Source organism: Peteryoungia aggregata LMG 23059 (genome assembly GCF_030814435.1).
GTDB lineage: Bacteria > Pseudomonadota > Alphaproteobacteria > Rhizobiales > Rhizobiaceae > Allorhizobium > Allorhizobium aggregatum.
This window is the reverse complement of record NZ_JAUSUW010000001.1, coordinates 164,429-184,374: the sequence shown is the minus strand read 5'-3', so window position 1 is coordinate 184,374 and position 19,946 is coordinate 164,429. Positions and strand designations below refer to the sequence as shown.

The 19,946-nt window shown below is 62.7% G+C and carries 20 protein-coding genes; 13 read left to right on the top strand and 7 right to left on the bottom strand.

What is annotated here, in order from left to right:
- Positions 1-12: 12 nt before the first annotated feature.
- The 4 genes from J2045_RS00880 to J2045_RS00865 are packed head-to-tail and all read left to right on the top strand — an operon-like array spanning position 13 to position 4,674.
- Entirely contained in the window at positions 13-1,530 is a 1,518-nt protein-coding gene (locus J2045_RS00880) for an ABC transporter substrate-binding protein (protein ID WP_307368126.1), read from the top strand.
- Positions 1,527-2,462, top strand: a complete 936-nt coding sequence (locus J2045_RS00875; RefSeq protein ID WP_307368123.1) for an ABC transporter permease — start codon at positions 1,527-1,529, stop codon at positions 2,460-2,462. Before J2045_RS00880 ends, J2045_RS00875 begins: the two co-directional genes overlap by 4 nt.
- Positions 2,459-3,277 (top strand): ABC transporter permease, encoded by an 819-nt coding sequence (locus J2045_RS00870; protein ID WP_307368120.1) that lies wholly within the window; start codon positions 2,459-2,461, stop codon positions 3,275-3,277. Before J2045_RS00875 ends, J2045_RS00870 begins: the two co-directional genes overlap by 4 nt.
- Positions 3,274-4,674 (top strand): ABC transporter ATP-binding protein, encoded by a 1,401-nt coding sequence (locus J2045_RS00865; RefSeq protein ID WP_307368117.1) that lies wholly within the window; start codon positions 3,274-3,276, stop codon positions 4,672-4,674. The genes J2045_RS00870 and J2045_RS00865 overlap by 4 nt, the downstream gene beginning before the upstream one ends.
- Before the next feature lie 37 nt (positions 4,675-4,711).
- On the opposite strand, the gene J2045_RS00860 is transcribed toward J2045_RS00865, so the two are convergent.
- Positions 4,712-5,620 carry a CHAD domain-containing protein gene (locus J2045_RS00860; RefSeq protein WP_307368114.1) on the bottom strand — a complete coding sequence of 303 codons (909 nt, stop codon included), beginning with the start codon at positions 5,618-5,620 and terminating at the stop codon, positions 4,712-4,714.
- A complete protein-coding gene (locus J2045_RS00855; protein WP_307368111.1) occupies positions 5,604-6,092 on the bottom strand; it encodes a CYTH domain-containing protein in 489 nt (162 codons plus the stop codon). Before J2045_RS00855 ends, J2045_RS00860 begins: the two co-directional genes overlap by 17 nt.
- 154 nt (positions 6,093-6,246) lie before the next feature.
- Between J2045_RS00855 and J2045_RS00850 the strand changes: the two genes are divergently transcribed.
- The 4 genes from J2045_RS00850 (at position 6,247) to J2045_RS00835 (ending at position 8,884) form a co-directional block, all read left to right on the top strand.
- Entirely contained in the window at positions 6,247-6,885 is a 639-nt protein-coding gene (locus J2045_RS00850; protein WP_307368108.1) for a 2-dehydro-3-deoxy-phosphogluconate aldolase, read from the top strand.
- Positions 6,886-6,971: 86 nt separating this feature from the next.
- Positions 6,972-7,670, top strand: a complete 699-nt coding sequence (locus J2045_RS00845; protein ID WP_307368105.1) for a tellurite resistance TerB family protein — start codon at positions 6,972-6,974, stop codon at positions 7,668-7,670.
- Between the two features lie 108 nt (positions 7,671-7,778).
- Positions 7,779-8,468 carry a GNAT family N-acetyltransferase gene (locus tag J2045_RS00840; RefSeq protein WP_307368103.1) on the top strand — a complete coding sequence of 230 codons (690 nt, stop codon included), beginning with the start codon at positions 7,779-7,781 and terminating at the stop codon, positions 8,466-8,468.
- Between the two features lie 14 nt (positions 8,469-8,482).
- Positions 8,483-8,884 (top strand): hypothetical protein, encoded by a 402-nt coding sequence (locus J2045_RS00835; protein ID WP_307368100.1) that lies wholly within the window; start codon positions 8,483-8,485, stop codon positions 8,882-8,884.
- A 5-nt stretch (positions 8,885-8,889) separates the two neighbouring features.
- Here J2045_RS00835 and J2045_RS00830 read toward each other — a convergent pair whose 3' ends face one another.
- The 3 genes from J2045_RS00830 to J2045_RS00820 form a co-directional block, all read right to left on the bottom strand.
- Positions 8,890-10,008: a nickel/cobalt transporter gene (locus J2045_RS00830; protein ID WP_370872948.1), complete on the bottom strand. Its 1,119-nt coding sequence runs from the start codon at positions 10,006-10,008 to the stop codon at positions 8,890-8,892.
- Complete coding sequence (locus tag J2045_RS00825; protein WP_307368097.1) at positions 10,002-10,646, bottom strand: DUF1007 family protein; 645 nt, start codon at positions 10,644-10,646, stop codon at positions 10,002-10,004. The genes J2045_RS00830 and J2045_RS00825 overlap by 7 nt, the downstream gene beginning before the upstream one ends.
- 77 nt (positions 10,647-10,723) lie before the next feature.
- Positions 10,724-11,617 (bottom strand): LysR family transcriptional regulator, encoded by an 894-nt coding sequence (locus J2045_RS00820; RefSeq protein ID WP_307368095.1) that lies wholly within the window; start codon positions 11,615-11,617, stop codon positions 10,724-10,726.
- 567 nt (positions 11,618-12,184) lie between these two features.
- On the opposite strand from J2045_RS00820, the gene odc2 reads away from it, so the two are divergent.
- From odc2 to J2045_RS00795, 5 genes are all read left to right on the top strand, one after another.
- Positions 12,185-13,318, top strand: coding sequence for an ornithine/lysine decarboxylase (gene odc2, locus J2045_RS00815; protein WP_307368092.1), 1,134 nt, complete (start codon positions 12,185-12,187; stop codon positions 13,316-13,318).
- A 69-nt stretch (positions 13,319-13,387) separates the two neighbouring features.
- Positions 13,388-13,984 (top strand): GNAT family N-acetyltransferase, encoded by a 597-nt coding sequence (locus J2045_RS00810; RefSeq protein WP_307368089.1) that lies wholly within the window; start codon positions 13,388-13,390, stop codon positions 13,982-13,984.
- A gap of 269 nt (positions 13,985-14,253) precedes the next feature.
- Positions 14,254-14,952, top strand: coding sequence for an OmpW/AlkL family protein (locus tag J2045_RS00805; RefSeq protein WP_307368086.1), 699 nt, complete (start codon positions 14,254-14,256; stop codon positions 14,950-14,952).
- Positions 14,953-15,126: 174 nt separating this feature from the next.
- Positions 15,127-15,762: an outer membrane protein gene (locus J2045_RS00800; protein WP_307368083.1), complete on the top strand. Its 636-nt coding sequence runs from the start codon at positions 15,127-15,129 to the stop codon at positions 15,760-15,762.
- 313 nt (positions 15,763-16,075) lie between these two features.
- The gene (locus tag J2045_RS00795; RefSeq protein WP_166601497.1) at positions 16,076-16,708 is read left to right on the top strand and encodes an outer membrane protein; all 633 of its coding nucleotides are present in this window, start codon (positions 16,076-16,078) and stop codon (positions 16,706-16,708) included.
- Positions 16,709-16,782: 74 nt separating this feature from the next.
- On the opposite strand, the gene J2045_RS00790 is transcribed toward J2045_RS00795, so the two are convergent.
- Both J2045_RS00790 and J2045_RS00785 read right to left on the bottom strand, forming a co-directional pair.
- Positions 16,783-18,618, bottom strand: a complete 1,836-nt coding sequence (locus tag J2045_RS00790; protein WP_307368078.1) for a methyl-accepting chemotaxis protein — start codon at positions 18,616-18,618, stop codon at positions 16,783-16,785.
- 302 nt (positions 18,619-18,920) lie between these two features.
- Positions 18,921-19,907 (bottom strand): WD40 repeat domain-containing protein, encoded by a 987-nt coding sequence (locus J2045_RS00785; RefSeq protein ID WP_307368075.1) that lies wholly within the window; start codon positions 19,905-19,907, stop codon positions 18,921-18,923.
- Positions 19,908-19,946: the final 39 nt, after the last annotated feature.

The window sequence follows — 19,946 nt, the reverse complement described above, 5'->3', positions numbered from 1 at the left end:
AAGGTGATGCTAATGTTCAAGAATATCATCGCTGCCTCCTTCCTGGCCATGCTGGCCGGTGCCACCCCCGTCATGGCGACCGACGGCGTGGTCGACATCGTTGCACCCTTCGAGATCACCGGCCTCGATCCGGCGAAGTCCGGCGACATCTTCCTGCGCATGCGGATCGTCGAGACGCTGGTCGAAGCCGACAGGGACGGCAATCCGGTTCCGGCGCTGGCGAAGAGCTGGGCCGTCAGCGAAGACGGCCTGACCTGGCGCTTCGAGCTGCAGTCTGGTGTCAAATTCCAGGATGGCACAGCGCTGACGGCAGAAGCGGTGGCGTCCGCACTCAACATCGCCAAGGACAAGGCTGGGCTCCTCAGCAAGGCGCCGATCACCGAGATCAAGGCGGACGGCGAGGGGGCGGTCGTCGTCTCGCTGTCGAAGCCATTTGTGCCGCTCTTGGCCTTCCTTGCCGAAAACCGTGCCCAGATCCTGGCGCCGGCTGCCTATGAAGGTGCCGAGGTCAAGGCGATCATCGGCACGGGTCCCTTCAAGCTGACAAAGCTTGAGGCGCCGCAGAGCCTCGCCGTTGAACGTTTCGCCGACTACTGGGGGCAGAAGCCCGAGATCGAGAAGGCGACCTATCTCTCAGTCAGCCGTGCCGAAACCCGCGCGCTGATGGCCGAAAGCGGCGATGCCGACTATGTCTTCAACCTCGATCCCGCGAGCCGCACGCGACTGGCGAAAAGCGACAAGGTCGTGCTGCAGTCGGTGTCGATCCCGCGCAGCGTGCTGCTCAAGGTCAATGCCGGGCATTCCTTCCTTGCCGACGTGAAGGCGCGCGAGGCGCTGAGCTTGGCCATCGATCGTGAAGGCCTGGCTGTTGCCATTCTCCGTTATCCCGCTGCTGCCACACAACTCTTCCCGCCGAGCCTGAAGATCTGGCACGACGCCGATCTCGCACCGCTCGGCTATGATCCTGAGAAGGCGAAGGCGCTGCTTGCCGAGCTTGGCTGGACGCCGGGCGCCGACGGCATCCTTCAAAAGGACGGCAAGCCTTTCGCGCTGACGTTGACCACCTATCCCGATCGCCCCGAACTGCCATTGATCGCGGCTGTCTTGCAGGACCAGCTGAAGGAGATTGGCGTTGCACTCACCATCAACTCGACCAATTCCTCCGAGATTCCGGCCAAGCATCAGGACGGCTCGCTGGAACTCGCGCTGATGGCGCGTAACTTCGCGCTGGTTCCCGATCCGATCGGCACCATGCTTTCCGACTACGGCCCAGGCGGTGGTGACTGGGGCGCGATGAACTGGACGAATGCCGGCTTCGAAAAGGCGCTGGATGATCTGACCCGCGTCGCGGATCCCGCTGAAGGCGAGACGCTGCGGCATCAGGCCGTGGCCGCCATTCAGGCCGATCTGCCGGTCATTCCGATCGCCTGGTACCAGCAGACGGTGGCCTTCTCGCCAAAGCTGGAGGGTGCCACAATCGACCCGTTCGAGCGGACCTTTGGTCTTGAAACCATGCGGTGGGCAAAATGACCAGGGCGATCCTGAACCGCCTGGTCCAGGCGGCTCTGGTGGCCTTCATGGTGGGTCTCATCTGCTTTGTGATGACAAGGTCGCTTCCGGGCGATCTTGCCTACCGGATTGCTGCCGGCCGCTATGGCTATGATGTCGTCGACAGCGCGGCCGCTGCCAAGGTGGCCGCCGAGCTCGATCTCGCCAAACCGGCCATCCTGGCCCTCTTCGACTGGATGGGCGATCTTCTGCGTTTCGATCTCGGAACCTCCCTGGTCACCGGCAAGCCGGTCATCGAGGAAATCGCCATGCAGCTCGGTCATACGATCGAGCTGGCGCTGGCCGCCATCGTGCTGTCGCTGTTCATCGGTCCGCCGCTCGGCATTCTCGCGGGTCTGAGGCCCGGCGGCGTGCTCGACCGCACGCTGATGATCGTCTCCACGGCGCTGCGCGCACTGCCGCAATTCGTGGTGGGCCTGATCCTGATCATCGTCTTCGGCCTGACGCTCAATCTCCTGCCGGCGGCCGGTCACACCCATGGGGCGCATCTCGTGCTGCCGGCGCTGACTTTGGCGCTCGGACTGGCGGCGGTCTCCAACCGCGTGGCACGCGATGCCATGGTCGCCGTATCTCGCTCGCCCTACTACGCCTTCGGTCGGACGAAGGGGCTTTCGGAATGGCAGGTCTTTTCGCGGCATGGATTGCGCAATGTCGCGGTTCCGATCGTCACCTATCTCGGCGTGCAATTCGTCTATCTCGTCGAAGGTGTCGTGGTCGTCGAGACGCTGTTTGCCTGGCCGGGCATCGGCCATGCCCTGGTGCATGCGATCTTCGGGCGCGATGTGCCGATGATCCAGGGGACGGCACTCGTGATGGGGCTGATGTTCGTCGCGCTCAACGCGCTGGTCGATCTCTTCTGCCATGGCATAGATCCTAGGAGGCGCAGCGCATGACGACGCTTGATTATGTGGCGCCGCGCCCGGCGCGCTGGCCGATGCGCCGGCTCGCCGGTGTGGGCATCCTCGCCGGTTTGCTCGCTTTCGCCTTCCTGCCGCTGGTGATCGGTGGCGTCGATCCGCTGAAGCAGACGCTGCGCCTGACCCTGCAGGGGCCGAGTGCTGCCGACTGGTTCGGCTATGACCATCTGGGACGCTCGATGCAGGCGCGGCTTGCGGCAGCGCTGCGCCTGTCGCTCGGGCTGGCTTTGCTGTCGGTCTTCACCGCGATGATCCCCGGCGTTTTGCTCGGAGTTCTGGCTGCCTGGCGCGGCGGCTTTGTTGATCGGGCCGTCGGATCGGTGTCGGAGGCGTTCCTGGCCCTTCCGGGACTGTTGCTTGTGCTGATGCTGACGGCGATCGTGCCTGATAATCCGGCCATGCTCTACATCGGCATTTCGTTGGTGCTGTGGGTCGAGTATTTCCGCCTGACGCGGGCCATGGCGCGGCCTCTTCTGCTGTCGCCGGCGGTCGAGGCCTCGCGGCTGCTCGGCTTCGGTCCTGCCTATATCCTGCGCCGACATCTTTGGCCGGAACTGGCGCCGATGATTTTGACGGTGGCCGCTTATGGTGCTGCGTCTGCAATCATGGCGATTGCAGCGCTCGGGTTCGTCAGCGTTGGGGTTCGTCCGCCGACGCCGGAGCTCGGGTCGATGATGATCGAGCTGTTGCCCTACTACCAGGAAGCGCCGCATGCGCTGCTGCAGCCGATTGCCGTGATTTTCCTGATGGTGCTCGCACTGCAGCTGATCGGCGGAAAGGACAAGCCATGACCACTCTTCTTTCCGTCGAAGCGGCCTCGGTCTCTGCCGCGACCGGCGAGATCGTCGCTCCGGTCTCGTTCTCCCTCAAGGCCGGGCGTCCGTTCACCATCCTCGGCGAAACCGGCTCCGGCAAGAGCCTGCTCGCTCAGGCGATCATCGGTGTGTTGCCGGAGGGGCTGACGGCAACTGGTAGTGTGACCATCGACGGGCAGGTCCTGTCGCTTGCCGAGCCGAAGCGGTTTCGGCCGCTCTGGGGCCGCAAGGTCGGGGTTCTGCCGCAGGAACCCTGGCTGGCGCTTGATCCCACCATGGTGGCGCTCGAGCAGGTGGCCGAGGGGCATCGCTATCTCGGTCGTCTCGGGGAAGACGAGGCCATCTCTGCCGCTCGCACCGATCTCGAAGCGCTCGGCGTGCTCGATGCCGAGGCGAAGCTTCCCGGACAGCTCTCCGGTGGCATGGCGCAGCGCGTCGCCTTTGCCGCCGCGCGGGCCGGCGGTGCGCGGATCATCATCGCCGACGAACCGACCAAGGGGCTCGACGTCAGCAGGCGCGACGAGGTGATTGCACTTCTGATGCAGGAGGTCGAGGCCGGCGGCACGGTTCTCGTCATCACTCATGATCTCGCGCTGGCCCGGCAGATGGGTGGCGATCTCGCCGTGATGCTGGAAGGCAAGATCATTGAGACGGGCGAGGCGGTCGAGGTTCTGTCTTCGCCCTCGCATGACTATACCCGTCGTCTGATTGCGGCGGAGCCGGAGAACTGGGCCGAACGGGTTTCGGCCGTTGTCGAGGATGTCGACCCGATCCTGGTCGCGTCAGGGATCAGGAAGAGCAGAGGCGGCAAGCTTCTGTTCTCAGGCCAGGACCTGTCGCTCCGACCCGGCGAGATCGTCGGCATTACCGGCCCGAGCGGCTCGGGCAAGAGCTCGCTCGGCGACGTGCTGCTCGGGCTTTTGAAAGTCGATGCGGGTGAGGTCACGCGCCTGCCGCAGGCGAAGCCGGTCCGCTATCAGAAGCTCTACCAGGATCCGCCCTCGGCCTTTCCGCAGAAGATCACGCTCGGCGATGCGATCGCCGATCTCTTGCGGTTGCATCGGCTTGATGGAACGCGCGTCCAGCCCCTGATGGAGCGGTTGCGCCTCTCGTCCGCGCTTCTCTCGCGCCTGCCGACGGAGGTCTCCGGCGGCGAGTTGCAGCGTTTCGCATTGCTGCGGGTGCTGCTCCTTGACCCGCTCTTCCTCTTCGCCGACGAGCCGACTTCGCGCCTCGACCTCATCACCCAGCAGGAAACCATCGACCTGCTGACGGAGCTGGCGCGGGAGCGCAATTGCGCAGTCCTGCTTGTCAGCCATGATGCGGCGCTGATCGAGAAGACCTGCGACCGGCAGGTGCAGATCGGGGTCTAAAGCGCGCCGTGATCTTCTCGCCATTGCGCGAGACGCGTTAGGCCGATGCCCTCAGCCACAGCGTCTCGACAATGCTTGCCTCGTCCTTTGCGGCGTCGGCAAAGACCTGATCGGCCAGTGTTAGCGCCTCACGGCGAAGCGCCATCTGGCGGCGGATGATGATGGCCAGGAGGAATGACTGGCCTTCGCCGTCGCCGAACAGCTCCGGTTCGTGGTCGAGAAGGGTGGTGAGCACCGTCAGATCGTGTTCGTGGCCGAGCAGCTCGACCAGCGTCTTTGCGTCACTGCGCTTGGCATCTAAGGCGCTTGGCCAGAGGTCGCGCAAAAGCGAGAGGTTCATCCAATAGGCCTGGGCTGCCTTGCGCAGGTCGTGATAGGCCTCGCCGTGACCTTCGCCCTCGCAGCTTTCCAGCGCCTGGTGCGCCTGCTCGAGGCTCTTGCGCCAGCCCTTCGCGATCAGCCGTGCCGCATGGCCCGGTTTCGAGGGGAGTGTCAGATCGTCGAGTGCGAGGATGGCCGCCCGGCACGCTTCGATCGCATCGGATACCTTGGCTTCGAGGTCGCTTTCGGCAGCAGCAATTTCGTCGCGGCGGCGCGTCAGCACCTCGCGGGTGGCTGCAAGTGAGACGCTTTCATCATCGGTGACGGCATGATCGGCCAGATGCTCGACTGTCTCGATCAGGGCTGTGGCATCACGGATGCGCGACAGGCTGCGTGCGATGTCTCTCAGCCGCGCATTCTCCTGGCGGCGGAAGGATTTGTCGCCGGTTGCCACCAATCGATAGAGATTGCGCAGGCGCTTGAATTTCTTGCGGGCCGCATGGATCGCAGGATGAAGCCCCTCGGGCTTTGCTTGCAGGATTTCGATCGCCTTGTCGAGCTCGCCGCGGGCCACCGATCGAACCTCGGTGAGCAGTTGGCGGTCGGGCTTAATGCGATATGGCATGCACCAGCTCCGGCCGCATGCGCTCGGTGGCGAGAACCTGATTGGAATAACGCTTGTCGCCGGTCACCTCCCGACCGAGCCAGGTCGGCAGGGCAGGGGCGTCCTCTTCCGAGGCCATCTCGACTTCGGCGGTCACCAGTCCGCGATAGGCACCGTCGAAGACATCAACCTCCCAGGTGAAACCTTCGAAATCGACGGTGTAACGGGTCTTCTCGATGATGTTGCCGATGGAAAAGGCCAGCATTTCAAGCGCGTCATCATGGGAGATCGGGTATTCGAACTCGTCGCGCGTCAGCATGCCCTTGCCGAACTTGATGGTGAGCTGGGCCGTCTCGTCATTGCGTGTGCGGACGCGCACCGAGCGATCCGTTTCGGCGGCAATATAGGCCTGCCGGATGCGGGTCTCGGAAGTGACGCCGCTTTTCCAGCCATCGGTCCGTACGAGAAACTTGCGCTCGATTTCCTTCGCCATACGCTCACGCTCCGAAATATTACGCGAGCGAACCATAGCGGAGCGGTCGCTGTTAGGAAACCGGAAAGATTCCGTGCTACCTGTCGGGCTCGACATCCTGGCCCATGCGGGTTAGTGAAATGCCGATCTAATCGTTTTAAAAGAGGGTCCTGCCATGGGCGACAAAACCGAAAAGCTCCTCTCCACCCTGAAGCTGCAACCGGTCGTGCCGGTCCTGATCATCGAAGATGCCAAGACCGCCGTACCCTTGGCGCGCGCGCTCGTCGCCGGCGGTTTGAAGGCGATCGAGATCACGCTGCGCACGGATGCCGCGCTTGAGGCGGTGCGTCTCGTCGCCCAGGAAGTCGAAGGGGCCGTGGTCGGCGCCGGCACCATCCTCAATGCCGCACACTATGCCGCCGCCGTGGATGCCGGCTCGCAGTTCATCGTCAGCCCGGGCACGACCCAGGAATTGCTGGACGTGGCACGGGACTCCGACATTCCATTGCTGCCGGGTGCCGCCACGGCATCTGAAGTCATGGCGCTGCGCGAAGAGGGCTATAAGGTCTTGAAGTTCTTCCCGGCCGAGCAGGCCGGCGGTGCCGCCTATCTCAAGGCGCTGTCCTCGCCGCTCGCCGGCACGCTGTTCTGCCCGACCGGTGGCATCTCGCTGAAGAATGCCATGGATTACCTGTCGCTGCCGAACGTCGTCTGCGTCGGCGGTTCCTGGGTGGCGCCGAAGGAACTGGTTTCGGCTGGCGACTGGGCGGGCATCACCAAGCTTGCCAGCGAAGCCTGCGCTCTCAAGGGCTGATATCTGCGTCAATCGCTGACCGGACTGTTTGTAATGTCACAGTCGCTTCCTATCTAGGGGGCGACTGTTTCAACAAGGAGACCGCGATGTTCGACGCCAAGAAGCTGCTGGATCAATTCCTGGGATCGCAGATGCCGGGTGCCTCCGGCTCGATCGGCCAGAAGGGCACCGATCTGATGGGGTTGGCCAAGGGCAATCCGCTGGCAACCGGTGCCATCGCAGCCGTGCTGCTCGGCACCAAGACGGGGCGGTCGATCGGTGGCAGCGCGCTGAAGCTCGGCGGGCTCGCGGTTATTGCCGGCCTCGGATACCAGGCCTACAAGAACTACAAATCCGGTCAGCCTGTCGAGCCGACACAGTCGCTGCCGGAGCTCCTGCCGCCGCCGAAGGATTCGCCTTTCAGCACAGAGCCGGCTGCGGTCTCCAACGATTTCGCCCTCTCGCTTGTGCGTGCAATGATCGCGGCTGCCAAGGCCGATGGCCATATCGATGAGCAAGAGCGCTCGCGCATCATGGACAAGGTCCATCTCTCGGGGCTTGGCTCGGAGGCGGAGGCCTTCATCGAGGCCGAGCTTGCCAAGCCGATTGATCTCGATGCGCTCGTCGCCTCGGCGAAGACCGAGGAGCAGAAGGTCGAGATCTACACCGCCTCGCGGCTGACCATCGAGCCCGACACCCGCACCGAACGCGGCTATCTCGACATGCTGGCCGGCCGTCTCGGGCTTCCCGATGCACTGGTCGATCACATCGAGGCGACGGTCGCCTCGGCCAAGATCAGCCTCTGATCGGATCGCCTCTGCGGCAACCGGTCCGGGTCGGCAACCGCTGAAGCGGTTGCCTTTGGCCTGTCGGTGGCCTAAGCCTCAGCCGAATGTCGATCCAGAGGCTTGCGCATGCGTGACCTGTCCACCTTCAAGGGATGTCCTGTCCCCCAGCCCGTCAGGTTGGAGGGGCGTTTTGTCGTGATCGAGCCCCATGACCGCGAGGTCCATCTCCAGGCTCTGTGGAACGGCCTGGGTGGCATGGAGATCAATCCGCTGCTCACCTATTTCACGCAGCCGGACTTCAAGGGCATCGAGGACTTCGATGCCTGGCTGACTGCCGTCCAGAAAGGCGGTTGGGTCACCGAGGTCTTCCGTGACAAGGCGACCGGACAGGTTGTCGGCATGGCGAATTTCATGCGGCCGGATCCGGCCAATGGCGTGGTGGAGATCGGTGGGGTCGCCCATGGCCCTGGCATGAGCCGCTCACCGCTGGCAACCGAGGCCCATTACTTGCTGGCACGCCATGTTTTCGAGGATCTCGGCTATCGCCGCTACGAGTGGAAATGCCACAACGAAAACGCGCCCTCCAAGGTGACGGCGAAGCGCTACGGTTTCAGCTTCGAGGGCGTCTTCCGCCAGCACATGCTGTCCAAGGGCAAGAACCGCGACACCGCCTGGTTCTCCATGATCGACGGCGAGTGGCCGTTGATCCGGGCCGCCTTCGAGGCCTGGCTGTCGCCTGACAATTTCGACGAGACCGGCCGCCAGCGGCGCCGGCTGGAAGACCTGCGGGCCGAGCTCGCGGCATCCTCGACCTGATAGGAAACACAATCGTGAAGCCGAATATCTTCAGCATCATACTCTATGTCGGCACGGCTGTCGTCGTCGCCACGCTCGCCTATGCGAGCTTCAAGAGCGCCACCGTCGCCTGGTCGGTGGGCATCTGTGTCGCGATCGGTGTGGTGGTCTATGCCTTCAGCCTCTTGCCGGAACCGAAGAAGGTGGCACGCCCCGAAGGAGCCCCATCGACGTCCCGTTCGCCGGCAGCCCAGGCTGCTGTCGTCGTCGCCGTCATCTTCGGGCTGATGCTCGTGGTTCCGACCGTGGTCCTCTGGCTCGGTCGCTATTCGCCGGAACTCGGGGCGGTGGTCGGCGGTGTAGCCTTGATGGCGCTGTTTCTGATCCTCTGGCTGCGCTCGCGCTATCAGCGCAGCCATGGTGCCGACGAGGGCTGACCGGCTTAGGCGTTCAGGCTTGCTGCGAGCAGCAGGGCGCCGAGAAGGACGACGATCAGCGCTGCGCCCACTTCGATTCCACTTGCGAGCATGCCGGCGCGACGGGAGCCCGGACCGGATAGCTTCAGCGCCAGTCCCTTGGCGCCTACAGCCAGGCTCGCCAGAACCGAGACCGTGATTGCGGTGCCGAGCGCCATGGCGAGCACCGACAAGACCCCGCCGAGCAGCAGCCCGTTCAGCAGGGAAAAGGTCATGACCAGCAGGGCGCCGGAGCAGGGTCGCAGACCCACGGCGATCACCGCTGACCAGGCATCCCGCAGGCCGAAAACGCTGCCGCCGACAAGGCTCGGATCGGGGACGTGAGAAATGCCGCATTCGTGGCAGACGGAGCCCGGGGCCAGCGCATCGTGATCATGGGATACCGCCATTGCGCGAAAGCGTGAGCCACTCGGTCTGCCAGGGGGCCCCGTATCAGACGACTCGGCGAAGAGGGATGCCGTGACGCTGCCGCCTGTCGGGGTCGGCTGGGTGTCGAAGAGGCCTCCGGTCATTGCCGAAGGGGCAGGATGGGCGAGGGAGGTCCTGAGCTTGCGCACCAGTAGCCAGAGGCCGAAGGCAACGATCATTGCATAACTGGCGATCTCCAGCGTGCGCGTTGCATCGGTCATGCTGATCGAGGTGCCGCGCAGAGCGAGATAGGCGGTGCCGACGACCGCGATCGCGACCAGGGCCTGCAGGAAGGCCGAGACAAAAGAGATGAGGATACCGCGGCGCAACTCGATCTCGTTGGCCAGCAGATAGGATGAGATGACCGCCTTGCCATGGCCGGGGCCTGCAGCGTGGAAGATGCCATAGGTGAAGGACAGCCCGATCAAGGTGACGAGGCTCCAGGGATCTTCCCGCATCGCCTTCAAAGCGTTGGTCAGAGAGCGATAGAAGGCCTGCTGGTGGGCGTTGATCCACACGAGAAGTTCGGCAAAGGGACCGCTTGTGGGCTGGTAGCTGGGTTCGGCGGTGCCGATACCGAGCGGGGAGGCCGCATGGGCAAGGCTCGCTACGAGGACGAAGGCGAGCGTTGCAGTGGCAAGCGACATGGCCCGATCACGTCGGACAGGCCTCAGCATGTCACCTCCAGCCGGGTGGCGAAGAGCTTGCCCATGTCGTTGCCGGTCGGGTCGCTGAAGAAGGCTTCCGTCAGGTTCAACTGGTTCTGGGAGATAACTTCGTCCGGGTCGGGCCGAACCACCTTGTGGGCGCAAGCCTCGAAGGCCTTGCCCTCGACCGTCATGTCCTCGTCCTTGGCGAAGTCGATCGCGGTGTAGAGGGTCGGATCGTAGATGCCGAATGTCATGCGGCCTCCGATCTTCACTGGTGTCTTGGGTTTCGCTACGAAGAAGACCAGCAGTTGATTGTCCTTGAAGTCGACGTTGAAGACTTCGGGCCGTGCGATCTCGCTCGAAGCGCCGTCCTTCGTGATGGAGGTGAAATAGCTGTAGTCGCCGAGCGAATCCCTGATGGTGTTGGCGATCTCGTTCAGTTCGCCGTGGTCGAGCTTCAGGTCGCTGTTCTTGTCGAAGTCCATCAGCACGCTCGAGGAGAAGATATCGTCGAAGCGCCAGACGTTGCGTAGTTCCTTCAGCGTACCGTCATCGGCGGCAACGATCTCCACGCGTGCTTCGGCAAAGATGTGCGGATGGGAGAGCGCTGGCGTCGCAAAAGCCACGACCGCTCCGGCCGCCCAGTAACCGAGGCCTTTCCGCATTCCCGTAAACCCTTCCAGAATTCTCGCTTGCCGCCTCTCCGTGTCCGATGATTGGGACAAAAGTGGGACCCTCAGCCTCACGAATAGCGCTTAAACCATGCGTGGAGATAGTCGACGAAAGCGCGAACCTTCGCCGGCAGGTAGCGGCGGTGGGGATAGACGGCATAGATGCCCCGGTCCTTGGCGATGAATTCGTCGAACAGCGAGACCAGTTCGCCCGATGCCAGATAGGGACGGGCAATGAAATCGGGAATCATGGCGACCCCGAGGCCGGCGCGCGCCGCGCGCAGGGTGGCCTGCGGGCTGTTCACCTCGATCGGGCCGGATACGTTGACGGAGATCGTGCTGCCGTCGGAATCGATGAAGCGCAGGCTGTTGTGCGAACGGGAGTTGGTGTCGATCAGGAACGGAACCCGCGACAACTCGCTGGGATGGGTGAGGGGTGCGTGGGCCTCGACAAAGGCCGGCGTGGCGCAGGCATAGACCCTGAAGTCCGAGAGCTTGCGGGCGATCATGCCCGAATCATCGAGCTTGGTGATTCGGATGCCGAGGTCGAAGCCTTCCTCGATCAGGTCGACGAAGCGGTCCTCGGCGACGATCTCAAGCGAGAGTTCCGGGTTTTCCTTGGCGAAATCGATCAGCGACTGGCCGATTTCCGCATCGATGAAGGTCCGCGGCAGGGTGACCTTCAGCTTGCCCTTCAGGTCGGCATTGTTCTCGCGCACGAGGTCGGCGAGGTTGTCGATCTCCTTCAGGATGTCGGCGGCGGTGCGGTAATAGGTGTGGCCGGCCTCTGTCAGCGAGAATTGCCTTGTGGTGCGGTTGAGCAGCAAGGCGCCGAGCTCATCCTCCAACTCTCTGACATATTTGGACAAAAGCGCCTTGGAGCGGCCTGTCTTGCGGGCGGCTGCGGAAAAGCCCTCGGCTTCGACCACATCGATGAAGGCACGAATTCGAGTGAGCGTGTCCATCCCAATCCCCCAAAATTTACCGCTATTTGTGAACGTATGGAGGAAATTGTTCAAAGAAAAGTGTCCAAGCCGGCAAAATTAACCAGGGGCGAAAAAACCTCTTGATTATGACCGACACATTTCTTATCTCGTGTTCAGCCCAAAGTCGCACGTGCCCGTGTGTGTCCGCCGACCCTCGAATGGGGATTATTCCCTAAGGTGAGGTCATCGGTAAGGTACCTGGAACTAACCCCTCCAGTCGCTATTCCGGCCAACCGGAAAATGCGAGGACATACGAAGCAACGACGGTGCGGGCCTTTCTAGTCTCTTCCGGCTTTCCATCAGCTGGAGTTACTTCAGAGGCACACCATCATTGCCGGAAGTGCGGTAGGGTCTCCCTCCAATCCATGGCAGACAAAGCGGATTATTGTACTCGTTTCCAGAGTGCGTTGATCCATCGTTTCGCGCGTCGAGCGTTCGTACGGTACCGGTGTCTCCACCGACTGGTTTCGAGCGATGTCTCGCCGTCCTTTGTCCATCCGAAGCTTGGCAGCTTCGGGTATCGCTGGAATTTGGAAGGTTACATCGATGACCACTGCTCGCATCCTCGACTTCATCAACACCCGACGTCCCGAAGGTCCCTGCCTCGTGGTCGACCTCGACGTCGTGCGCGACAATTTCGGTGCGTTCCGTCATGCCCTGCCGGACAGCGCCATCTACTACGCAGTCAAGGCGAACCCGGCGCCGGAGATCCTCCAGCTCCTGGCGTCGCTCGGTTCGAACTTCGACTGCGCTTCCGTTGCCGAGATCCAGATGGCGCTCGATGCCGGTGCAGATGCCACGCGCATCTCCTTCGGCAACACCATCAAGAAGGAGCGCGACATTGCCCGTGCCTTCGCACTCGGCGTGAACCTCTATGCCGTCGACAGCCATGAGGAAGTCGAGAAGATCGCTCGTGCCGCTCCCGGCGCCCGTGTATTCTGCCGCGTCCTGACGGATGGCGAAGGCGCCGAATGGCCGCTTTCCCGCAAGTTCGGCTGCGTGCCGCAAATGGCCGTCGACGTTCTCGTCTATGCCCACCAGCTCGGCCTCGAATCCTTCGGCGTCTCGTTCCATGTCGGTTCGCAGATGACCAAGGTCGATGCCTGGGACGGCGCTCTTGCCGATGCCAAGCGCGTGTTCAACTCGCTGGCCAAGCAGGGCATCGTGCTCCAGATGGTCAACATGGGTGGTGGTTTCCCGACCAAGTACCTGCGCGACATCCCGTCGGCAGAGGCCTATGGTCAGGCGATCAAGGCGTCGCTGAAGAAGCACTTCGGCAACAACATCCCGCAGACCATCATCGAGCCGGGCCGCGGCATGGTCGGCAATGCCGGTGTGATCAAGGCCGAGGTCGTGCTGATCTCGAAGAAGTCTGACAATGACGAGCACCGCTGGGTGTTCCTCGACATCGGCAAGTTCGGCGGTCTCGCCGAAACCATGGACGAAGCGATCCGTTACCCGATCCGCACCGCCCATGACGCCGACGCGATGGAGCCCTGCGTTCTCGCCGGTCCGACCTGCGATTCGGCTGACGTCATGTACGAGAAGAACATGTATCCGCTGCCGATCTCGCTTTCGATCGGCGACGAGGTTCTGATCGAGGGCACCGGCGCCTACACCACCACCTATTCGGCGGTGGCGTTCAACGGCTTCGACCCGCTGAAGTCCTACGTCATCTGACGTCTCCCGTGCCGGCCAACCGGCACGGACCTTCACAATCATCGTCATCGCTTGGGATAGGAGGCCAGAATGGCCGCTGTTCTGACCAGCATGCGCGCGCTTTTCGCGCCGGCGCCTGCTTTTGTCATTGATCATGAAACGCCTGCTGACGTTGTGTCGCGCGAGGCGCTGCTCGACCGTGCCATGGGCAAGGATCGCCGCAAGAAGTCGTCGGAGAAGATCCGCCGCGGCCGTATTCCGGCGCAAGGACTGGCCTTCGTGGCACGGGATCGGGCCGGGCATGTGATCGGTACGGTGCGTCTCTGGAACGTCGAGGCCGGCGTCAGCCGTGAGGGCAAGCCTGTGGAAGCCCTGCTGCTCGGTCCGCTCGCCGTCGATTCGGCGCATGAGGGCAAGGGCATCGGCGGCGCGCTGATGCGGGCGGCCCTCACCGAGGCGAAGACGCGCGGTCATGGCGCGGTCCTCCTCGTCGGCGATGCCGCATATTACGAGCGCTTCGGCTTCTTTGCCGACAAGACGCAGCATCTGGTGATGCCGGGTCCGTTTGCGCGCGATCGCTTCCTGGCGCTGGAACTCGTGTCCGGCTGGCTCGAAGGAGCCGCCGGTATGGTGGTCGCGTCAGGTTCCAAGCTGTCGCAGCCGGCGGCTTCGCGCCGCGCAGCCTGATCAAGGCTCCCGGATGCTGGCTGAAGGGCCCGGTCGCGATTTATTCGCGCCGGGCCCTTTCCTTTGCTTTTCCGACCACTGCGGCGCGGCCTTGGCGCGCCCGTTTTCCAATCGTCAAGTCTGGCTGTGGCTTCGCGGTTACAGTCGTGAATGCGATCGCATTAGTTCATAACTATCATCTAACCTATTGATCTGGCTCAAGCGGCTCCCCTCTCCGGAGCTGCTAGCTGGCCTCGGCTTACGCCAATATCTGTTTCAAGGAGAGAATGATGACCACCGTCCGGACTGCCTCGACCCGCGCCCTTGCCGCGACCGCCACGCTGATGCTGCTCGCCCCTGCAGCGCTCGCGGCGGATATCGCGCCTCTCATGGAACCGGCTCCGGAGGCGGCGACCGAAACGGTGGCAGCAGCAAGCCCCTGGCAGATCCGCGTGCGTGGTCTCGGGGTGATCACCAACGACAGCGGTTCGGTGAATGGTGTTGCCGGCTCGGACCTGTCGTACAGCGACAGCGTGATCCCGGAACTCGACATCACCTACTACCTCACCGACAATATCGCGGCCGAGCTGATCCTCGGTACGACCTATGCCAACATCCATGCCGAGGGCAGCCTGGCGAGTGTTGGCAAGGTGGGCAAGACATGGGTGCTGCCGCCGACGCTTACGCTACAGTATCACTTCACCGACTTCGGCGCCTTCAAGCCCTATATCGGTGCGGGTGTGAACTACACCATGTTCTATAGCCAGGAGGGCGATGCGGCCAGCAGCCTAAACGTCAAGAACACGTTCGGAACGGCATTGCAGATCGGCGCGGACTACATGTTCAACGAACACTGGGGCGTCAACTTTGACGTCAAGAAGCTGTTCCTCAAGGCCGACTTCGACGCGACGATCGGGGGTACTGACTACTCGGGCAAGGCGAAGCTTGATCCCTGGCTGATTGGTGCGGGTGTGACCTACCGGTTCTAACCGAGTCTGCAGACGGCTGATCTGTGGGCGGGCGCCGACGGTGTCCGCCCTTTTTCTGAACCGTGAGGGAAAGGACGAGAGGCACATAGCTGCAAAGATTGGACTGGTGCGCACCACCTGCATTTCTTAGGCCAAGCGGAGCCGTTGGCTATCATTTGGATCAAGGAGAAAATGATGCAGAGAATTTTGTTGCTCGGGGTTCTGGCAGGGCTGGGCCTTGCTGGTGGTGCTCAGGCGGCTGACGCGGTCAGCGCGCCGGCGGAACCACCCCCAATGGCGGAGGAGGTTTCCACCTGGTCCTGGGCCGGTGGCTATGCCGGCGTGCAGGGTGGTTACGGCTGGGGCGACACGACATTGAGCCAGGGCGGCACGGGCGGAGATGTTGATTTCGACGGTGGGCGGTTCGGTGGCTTTGCGGGCTACAACTGGACCGCCGGTTCCAGCTTCGTCGTCGGATTGGAGGCGGATCTCGCCTATGACTGGAACGAATACAGTGCCGGAACAGAGACGCTGAAGACGACCGTGCAAGGCGGTCTCCGTGCCCGTGCCGGCTACGCCGTTGATCGGGCACTCTTCTATGCAGCCGGTGGCTGGACCGCCACGCAGCTGAAATACGAGGATACGGGCGTTGATATCAGCGAGACGTTGAACGGCTGGACGATCGGCGCCGGTCTCGATTATGCGCTGACGGATCGGATCTTCGCGCGCGGCGAGTACCGCTATAACGACTATGGCAGTGAGACGGTCGACGGCACGGATATCGATTTCAACCAGCATGTCGTGCAGGTGGGCCTCGGCGTCCGCTTCTGACCCTCCCAAGCTTTGTCAATGGCGCGCCCGGTTCTTCCCAGAGCCGGGCGTCTTCTTTTGCGCCGGGTTATCGGATCGCTTGAACGGCCGCCTTTCTTGGGTTCGCGCAATCCTGACACAGCCGTCCTTTTTCCGCCACGCTGGGGAACTATCTTGTCGCTTGATGCTTCCTGCTGCGGGGTCCGGCGCGAAAAATTTCGCACGGGCGGGAACAAAGGCGCCGGATTGGTTTCGATGATTATGATGTATAATCATCACATACTTAAACCACAAATGGCGTTATAACCGGTCTTGTAACACAGGAGTCAAACACATGCTCAAAAGCATCCTTCTCGGATCTGCCGCCGCCCTGGCGGTTTCGACCTCGGTTTTCGCGGCTGACGCCATCTATGAAGCACCGGCGGAACCGCCGGCGGTCGTGGAAACCGCGCCGCAGTTTTCCTGGGCAGGCGGCTATGCAGGTATCCTGACCGGCTACGGTTGGGGTGAGGGCGAGATCGAAGGCATCGCCGGTTCGGCCGATTTCGACGGCGCCCGGTTCGGCGGCTTCGCCGGCTACAACTGGGATCTCGGCAACCAGCTTGTCGTTGGTCTCGAAGGTGACCTGAACTACGACTGGAACGAAGAGACCGTTGGCGGTACCGACTTCGATTCCGGCCTGAACTGGTCGGCGCGCGCCCGTGTTGGCTACGCCATGGACCGTGCCCTGCTGTTCGCAGCCGGCGGTTACACGGGTACCAACGTGTCCGGTCAAGGGACTGGCTTTGACGAAGACGACACGCTGCACGGCTGGACCATTGGTGGTGGCGTGGACTACGCGCTGACCGATCGCGTCTTTACCCGCGTCGAATATCGCTACAATGATTTCGGTGATGGTGATCTCGGCGGCACCGACGTGAACTTCGACCAGCACGTGGTCAATGTCGGTCTCGCGGTCAAGTTCTGATCCGAACGGCTGAAAACAAGACGCCCGGCTCTCCTTGCGGAGGGACGGGCGCTTTCGTGCGCGCATCGCAGCGGTCAGGCGGCCCGCTGGCCGACGATCCCTCGCTCGGTGCTGCGGCTGTCGTTTCGCCCGCTCAGTTGGAAATGGTTGACGAGCTTGGTGAGTTGCACGGCACCTTCGGCCAGTGTGTGGCTGATGGCGGTGGTTTCCTCGACCATGGCAGCATTCTGCTGGGTCATCTGGTCGATGCTGCTGATGGCGGCACCGATTTCCTGCAAACCGAGGGCCTGTTCGCGTGCAGCGGTTGCGATGGCATCGACATTGGTATCGATACGGCTGACATAGTCGCCGATCTGATCAAGGGCGCTGCCCGTTTCGCCGACAAGCTGGACGCCCGAGGACACTTCGACACTCGATTTCTGGACCAGACCCTTGATGTCGCGTGCGGCATTGGCGGAGCGCTGGGCCAGTTCCCGGACTTCCTGGGCGACCACGGCGAAGCCCTTGCCTGCATCACCGGCACGTGCTGCTTCCACGCCGGCGTTCAACGCCAGCAGGTTGGTCTGGAAGGCGATCTCGTCGATCACTCCGATGATCTGGCCGATTTCGGACGAGGCGGATTCGATCCGCTCCATGGCTGATACGGCCGAGCGAACGACGCCTCCAGACGCAATCGCACAGTTCTTTGCTTCCCGGACCAGTTCCCGGGTGTCGCTGGTGCGGTCTGCCGATGCGCGGACCGTGGCGGTCACCTGCTCGAGCGCCGCGGAGGTCTCTTCGAGGGCTGCTGCCTGCTGTTCCGTGCGGCTCGCGAGATTGCTGGAGGCCTCGCGCATTTCCTGGCTGTTCTCCAGCAGTCGGCGGGTTTCGTCCATGACCTTCTCCAATGTTGCCTGGAAGGTGGCAATGGAGTGGTTGAAGTCCTGCCGCAAGGGCTCGAAGCGGGCGTCGAAGGCATCGTCCAGGGTCATGCGGATGTTGCATTCGGCGAGGCGATGCAGGCCGGCGCCGAGGGCCTCGATGACAAAGCGCAAGGCTTCCGCTTCGATGACCCGATCCTGGTCGCGCAGGGCGCGCTCATGGTCGGCCTCGGCCCGGGCTGCCTCGGTCTCGGCCTGCAGGCGCTGGTTTTCCAGGCCGGCCTGTCGGAAGACCTCAACGGCGGCCGCAATGTGGCCGATTTCGTCGCGGCGGTCTGCATAGGGCACAGTCGCCGTAAAGTCGCCCGAGGCCATGTTTGTCATGAAGCCGGTGATCTCGCCGAGCGGTTTTAGGGCGCGGCGATGAATGAAGTAGACGCTGCCGAGCGCGGTTCCGATCAGGAGCAGTCCAAGGGTCAGAACGAGAGCTTCGCGGCTCGAGGATTCGCCGGCCGCGTAGGCTTCGCGGTCGACCAGATATTCCGTCGCCATGGTCACGAGCTCGTTCACCGAGGTCTCGTGATCGTGGAACTCGACTTTCAATCGCGCCAGAATGGGCATGACAGCGCTTGCATCGCCGGCCGCAAGAGCGGGCTTCAGGTCGTTCTGCAAGGTGCTCCAATAGCGATCGCCCTTGGCGATGACCTCGTTGTAAAGCTTGGCGCGCAGGTTTTCGGGAAGCGTCGAGCTCTTCCAGTATTCGCGGCGCTCGTCATAGAGCTTGTTGAGCAGATCAAACCGCGGCACGTTCACGGCGGCCGTGTCCTGATGAATGAAGACTTCGTTGGCGAGAGCGTAGGATTCGATCAGGTAGAGGGGGGGCGGAAGGATGTCTGCGATCAGGTCCTTGCCGTCAACGATCTGCTTGTAAATCGGGCCGTTGACCTTCAGCGTCTGCAGTGTCTGGGCGCCAACGCCGGCCACTGCAACAATGCCGGCGGCGAGGGCAAGACCTGCCGCCGTCACCACTATTTTCAGGTTCAGGTTCATGTGTTGTCCGTTTGCAGGGCTGCGCGCTGACCGGGCGCACGGGTTTGCGCCCTCGGCCTGGCTGCCGTGGTTGAAGAGCAAATTGAAGAATGGCCTTAGAGGAATGATTCCCAGTCTCGACGAGGCGCGGCTGTGTTGTCTCTCGCTCGTCCCCCCCGAAATTAGGGAGAGAAATACTACCACATGGTTAAGGTGAGCGAATGATGAACGGCATGCTGCGAATTTTCGCAGTATTTGATCGCCAGGCGTGATTCTTCGTGCGTTTGCACGCAACTGAAACGCTTTGGGAGGTGGTTTCGCAATCAGCCGGTGATGTCGACGACGCCGCAGTCGCCCGCTTCGGAGGCAAAGGCGAGGAGCTTGCCGGTGCTGCTCCAGGCGAGCGAGGTGATCGCGCCCTTGCCCGGACGGCGCAAAAGGGCCTCCTTGCCATCGGCAATCCGCACCGCCAGGATCATGCCGTCGATGAAGCCAATCGCCAGCACTTCCTCCACCGGGTGGAAGGCGACCTGTGTGACAAGGATGTTGGAGCGGGTGCCGAGTTCCAGCGGTGCCTTGCCCATCGGGCCGTCCTTGCCCGAGAAGGGCCAGACGATGGCAGCCGGTGCGCCTGACGAAGCAAGCCACTTGCCTTTGGGCGACCAGGAGAGTGACTTCACCTTGGCCGGATAGCCGGTCATGCGCATGTGGCGCGTCTCGGAGGCCTTGCCGTCGAGCTTCCAGCCGTGAAGCGCCGATTCCTGCATCATGGTGACGACGAAGCGGCCATCCGGCGAGAATGTGACGCCGGTATGGGCGCCCTTCCAGTCGAGATCGACAGGTGCGCCTGCAGTGCCGACCCAATGCAGTGTCACGCCGTTGTACCGGGCAACTGCGATGCGCAGCCCCTTGGGGGCGAAATCAACCGCCTCGACCGTGCGTTCCTCGGTGAATTCCTTCGTCGTCCCGTCTGCGAGGCGCACGAAGGCCGACTTGCCGACGGCATAGGCAATGGCGCCCTGCGGTCCAGGAGCAATGACCGAGATCCACTTGCGCGGTACATGGGCGAGTTCAGTCACGGTGCCGTCATGGGCGATCCGCAACACGCGACCATCCTCGCCGCCGGTCAGCAGTGTCTGGCTTGCCGGATCCTTGATGCAAGTGAGGAGGCCGATATTGGCCTCGGTCACCTTCTCGCCGCCATCCAGTCGGTGGATCGCGCCCGTCGCGGCGGCAAAGACCGGGATGTCTCCGAGGAAATGGGTCGAGACAACGTGACCTTCGATATCGAGCGGCGCGACAGTGGGCATACGGACAGGCTTTCTTTCAGGCAGAGTTCAGGCGATGAG

What these genes read in the sequence shown, in the direction of transcription:
- J2045_RS00880 (WP_307368126.1), top strand. Translation starts at nt 13, where the DNA reads ATGTTCAAGAATATCATCGCTGCCTCCTTCCTGGCCATGCTGGCCGGT.
- J2045_RS00875 (WP_307368123.1), top strand. Translation starts at nt 1,527, where the DNA reads ATGACCAGGGCGATCCTGAACCGCCTGGTCCAGGCGGCTCTGGTGGCC.
- J2045_RS00870 (WP_307368120.1), top strand. Translation starts at nt 2,459, where the DNA reads ATGACGACGCTTGATTATGTGGCGCCGCGCCCGGCGCGCTGGCCGATG.
- J2045_RS00865 (WP_307368117.1), top strand. Translation starts at nt 3,274, where the DNA reads ATGACCACTCTTCTTTCCGTCGAAGCGGCCTCGGTCTCTGCCGCGACC.
- J2045_RS00860 (WP_307368114.1), bottom strand. Translation starts at nt 5,620, where the DNA reads ATGCCATATCGCATTAAGCCCGACCGCCAACTGCTCACCGAGGTTCGA.
- J2045_RS00855 (WP_307368111.1), bottom strand. Translation starts at nt 6,092, where the DNA reads ATGGCGAAGGAAATCGAGCGCAAGTTTCTCGTACGGACCGATGGCTGG.
- J2045_RS00850 (WP_307368108.1), top strand. Translation starts at nt 6,247, where the DNA reads ATGGGCGACAAAACCGAAAAGCTCCTCTCCACCCTGAAGCTGCAACCG.
- J2045_RS00845 (WP_307368105.1), top strand. Translation starts at nt 6,972, where the DNA reads ATGTTCGACGCCAAGAAGCTGCTGGATCAATTCCTGGGATCGCAGATG.
- J2045_RS00840 (WP_307368103.1), top strand. Translation starts at nt 7,779, where the DNA reads ATGCGTGACCTGTCCACCTTCAAGGGATGTCCTGTCCCCCAGCCCGTC.
- J2045_RS00830 (WP_370872948.1), bottom strand. Translation starts at nt 10,008, where the DNA reads ATGCTGAGGCCTGTCCGACGTGATCGGGCCATGTCGCTTGCCACTGCA.
- J2045_RS00825 (WP_307368097.1), bottom strand. Translation starts at nt 10,646, where the DNA reads ATGCGGAAAGGCCTCGGTTACTGGGCGGCCGGAGCGGTCGTGGCTTTT.
- J2045_RS00820 (WP_307368095.1), bottom strand. Translation starts at nt 11,617, where the DNA reads ATGGACACGCTCACTCGAATTCGTGCCTTCATCGATGTGGTCGAAGCC.
- odc2 (WP_307368092.1), top strand. Translation starts at nt 12,185, where the DNA reads ATGACCACTGCTCGCATCCTCGACTTCATCAACACCCGACGTCCCGAA.
- J2045_RS00810 (WP_307368089.1), top strand. Translation starts at nt 13,388, where the DNA reads ATGGCCGCTGTTCTGACCAGCATGCGCGCGCTTTTCGCGCCGGCGCCT.
- J2045_RS00805 (WP_307368086.1), top strand. Translation starts at nt 14,254, where the DNA reads ATGACCACCGTCCGGACTGCCTCGACCCGCGCCCTTGCCGCGACCGCC.
- J2045_RS00800 (WP_307368083.1), top strand. Translation starts at nt 15,127, where the DNA reads ATGCAGAGAATTTTGTTGCTCGGGGTTCTGGCAGGGCTGGGCCTTGCT.
- J2045_RS00795 (WP_166601497.1), top strand. Translation starts at nt 16,076, where the DNA reads ATGCTCAAAAGCATCCTTCTCGGATCTGCCGCCGCCCTGGCGGTTTCG.
- J2045_RS00790 (WP_307368078.1), bottom strand. Translation starts at nt 18,618, where the DNA reads ATGAACCTGAACCTGAAAATAGTGGTGACGGCGGCAGGTCTTGCCCTC.
- J2045_RS00785 (WP_307368075.1), bottom strand. Translation starts at nt 19,907, where the DNA reads ATGCCCACTGTCGCGCCGCTCGATATCGAAGGTCACGTTGTCTCGACC.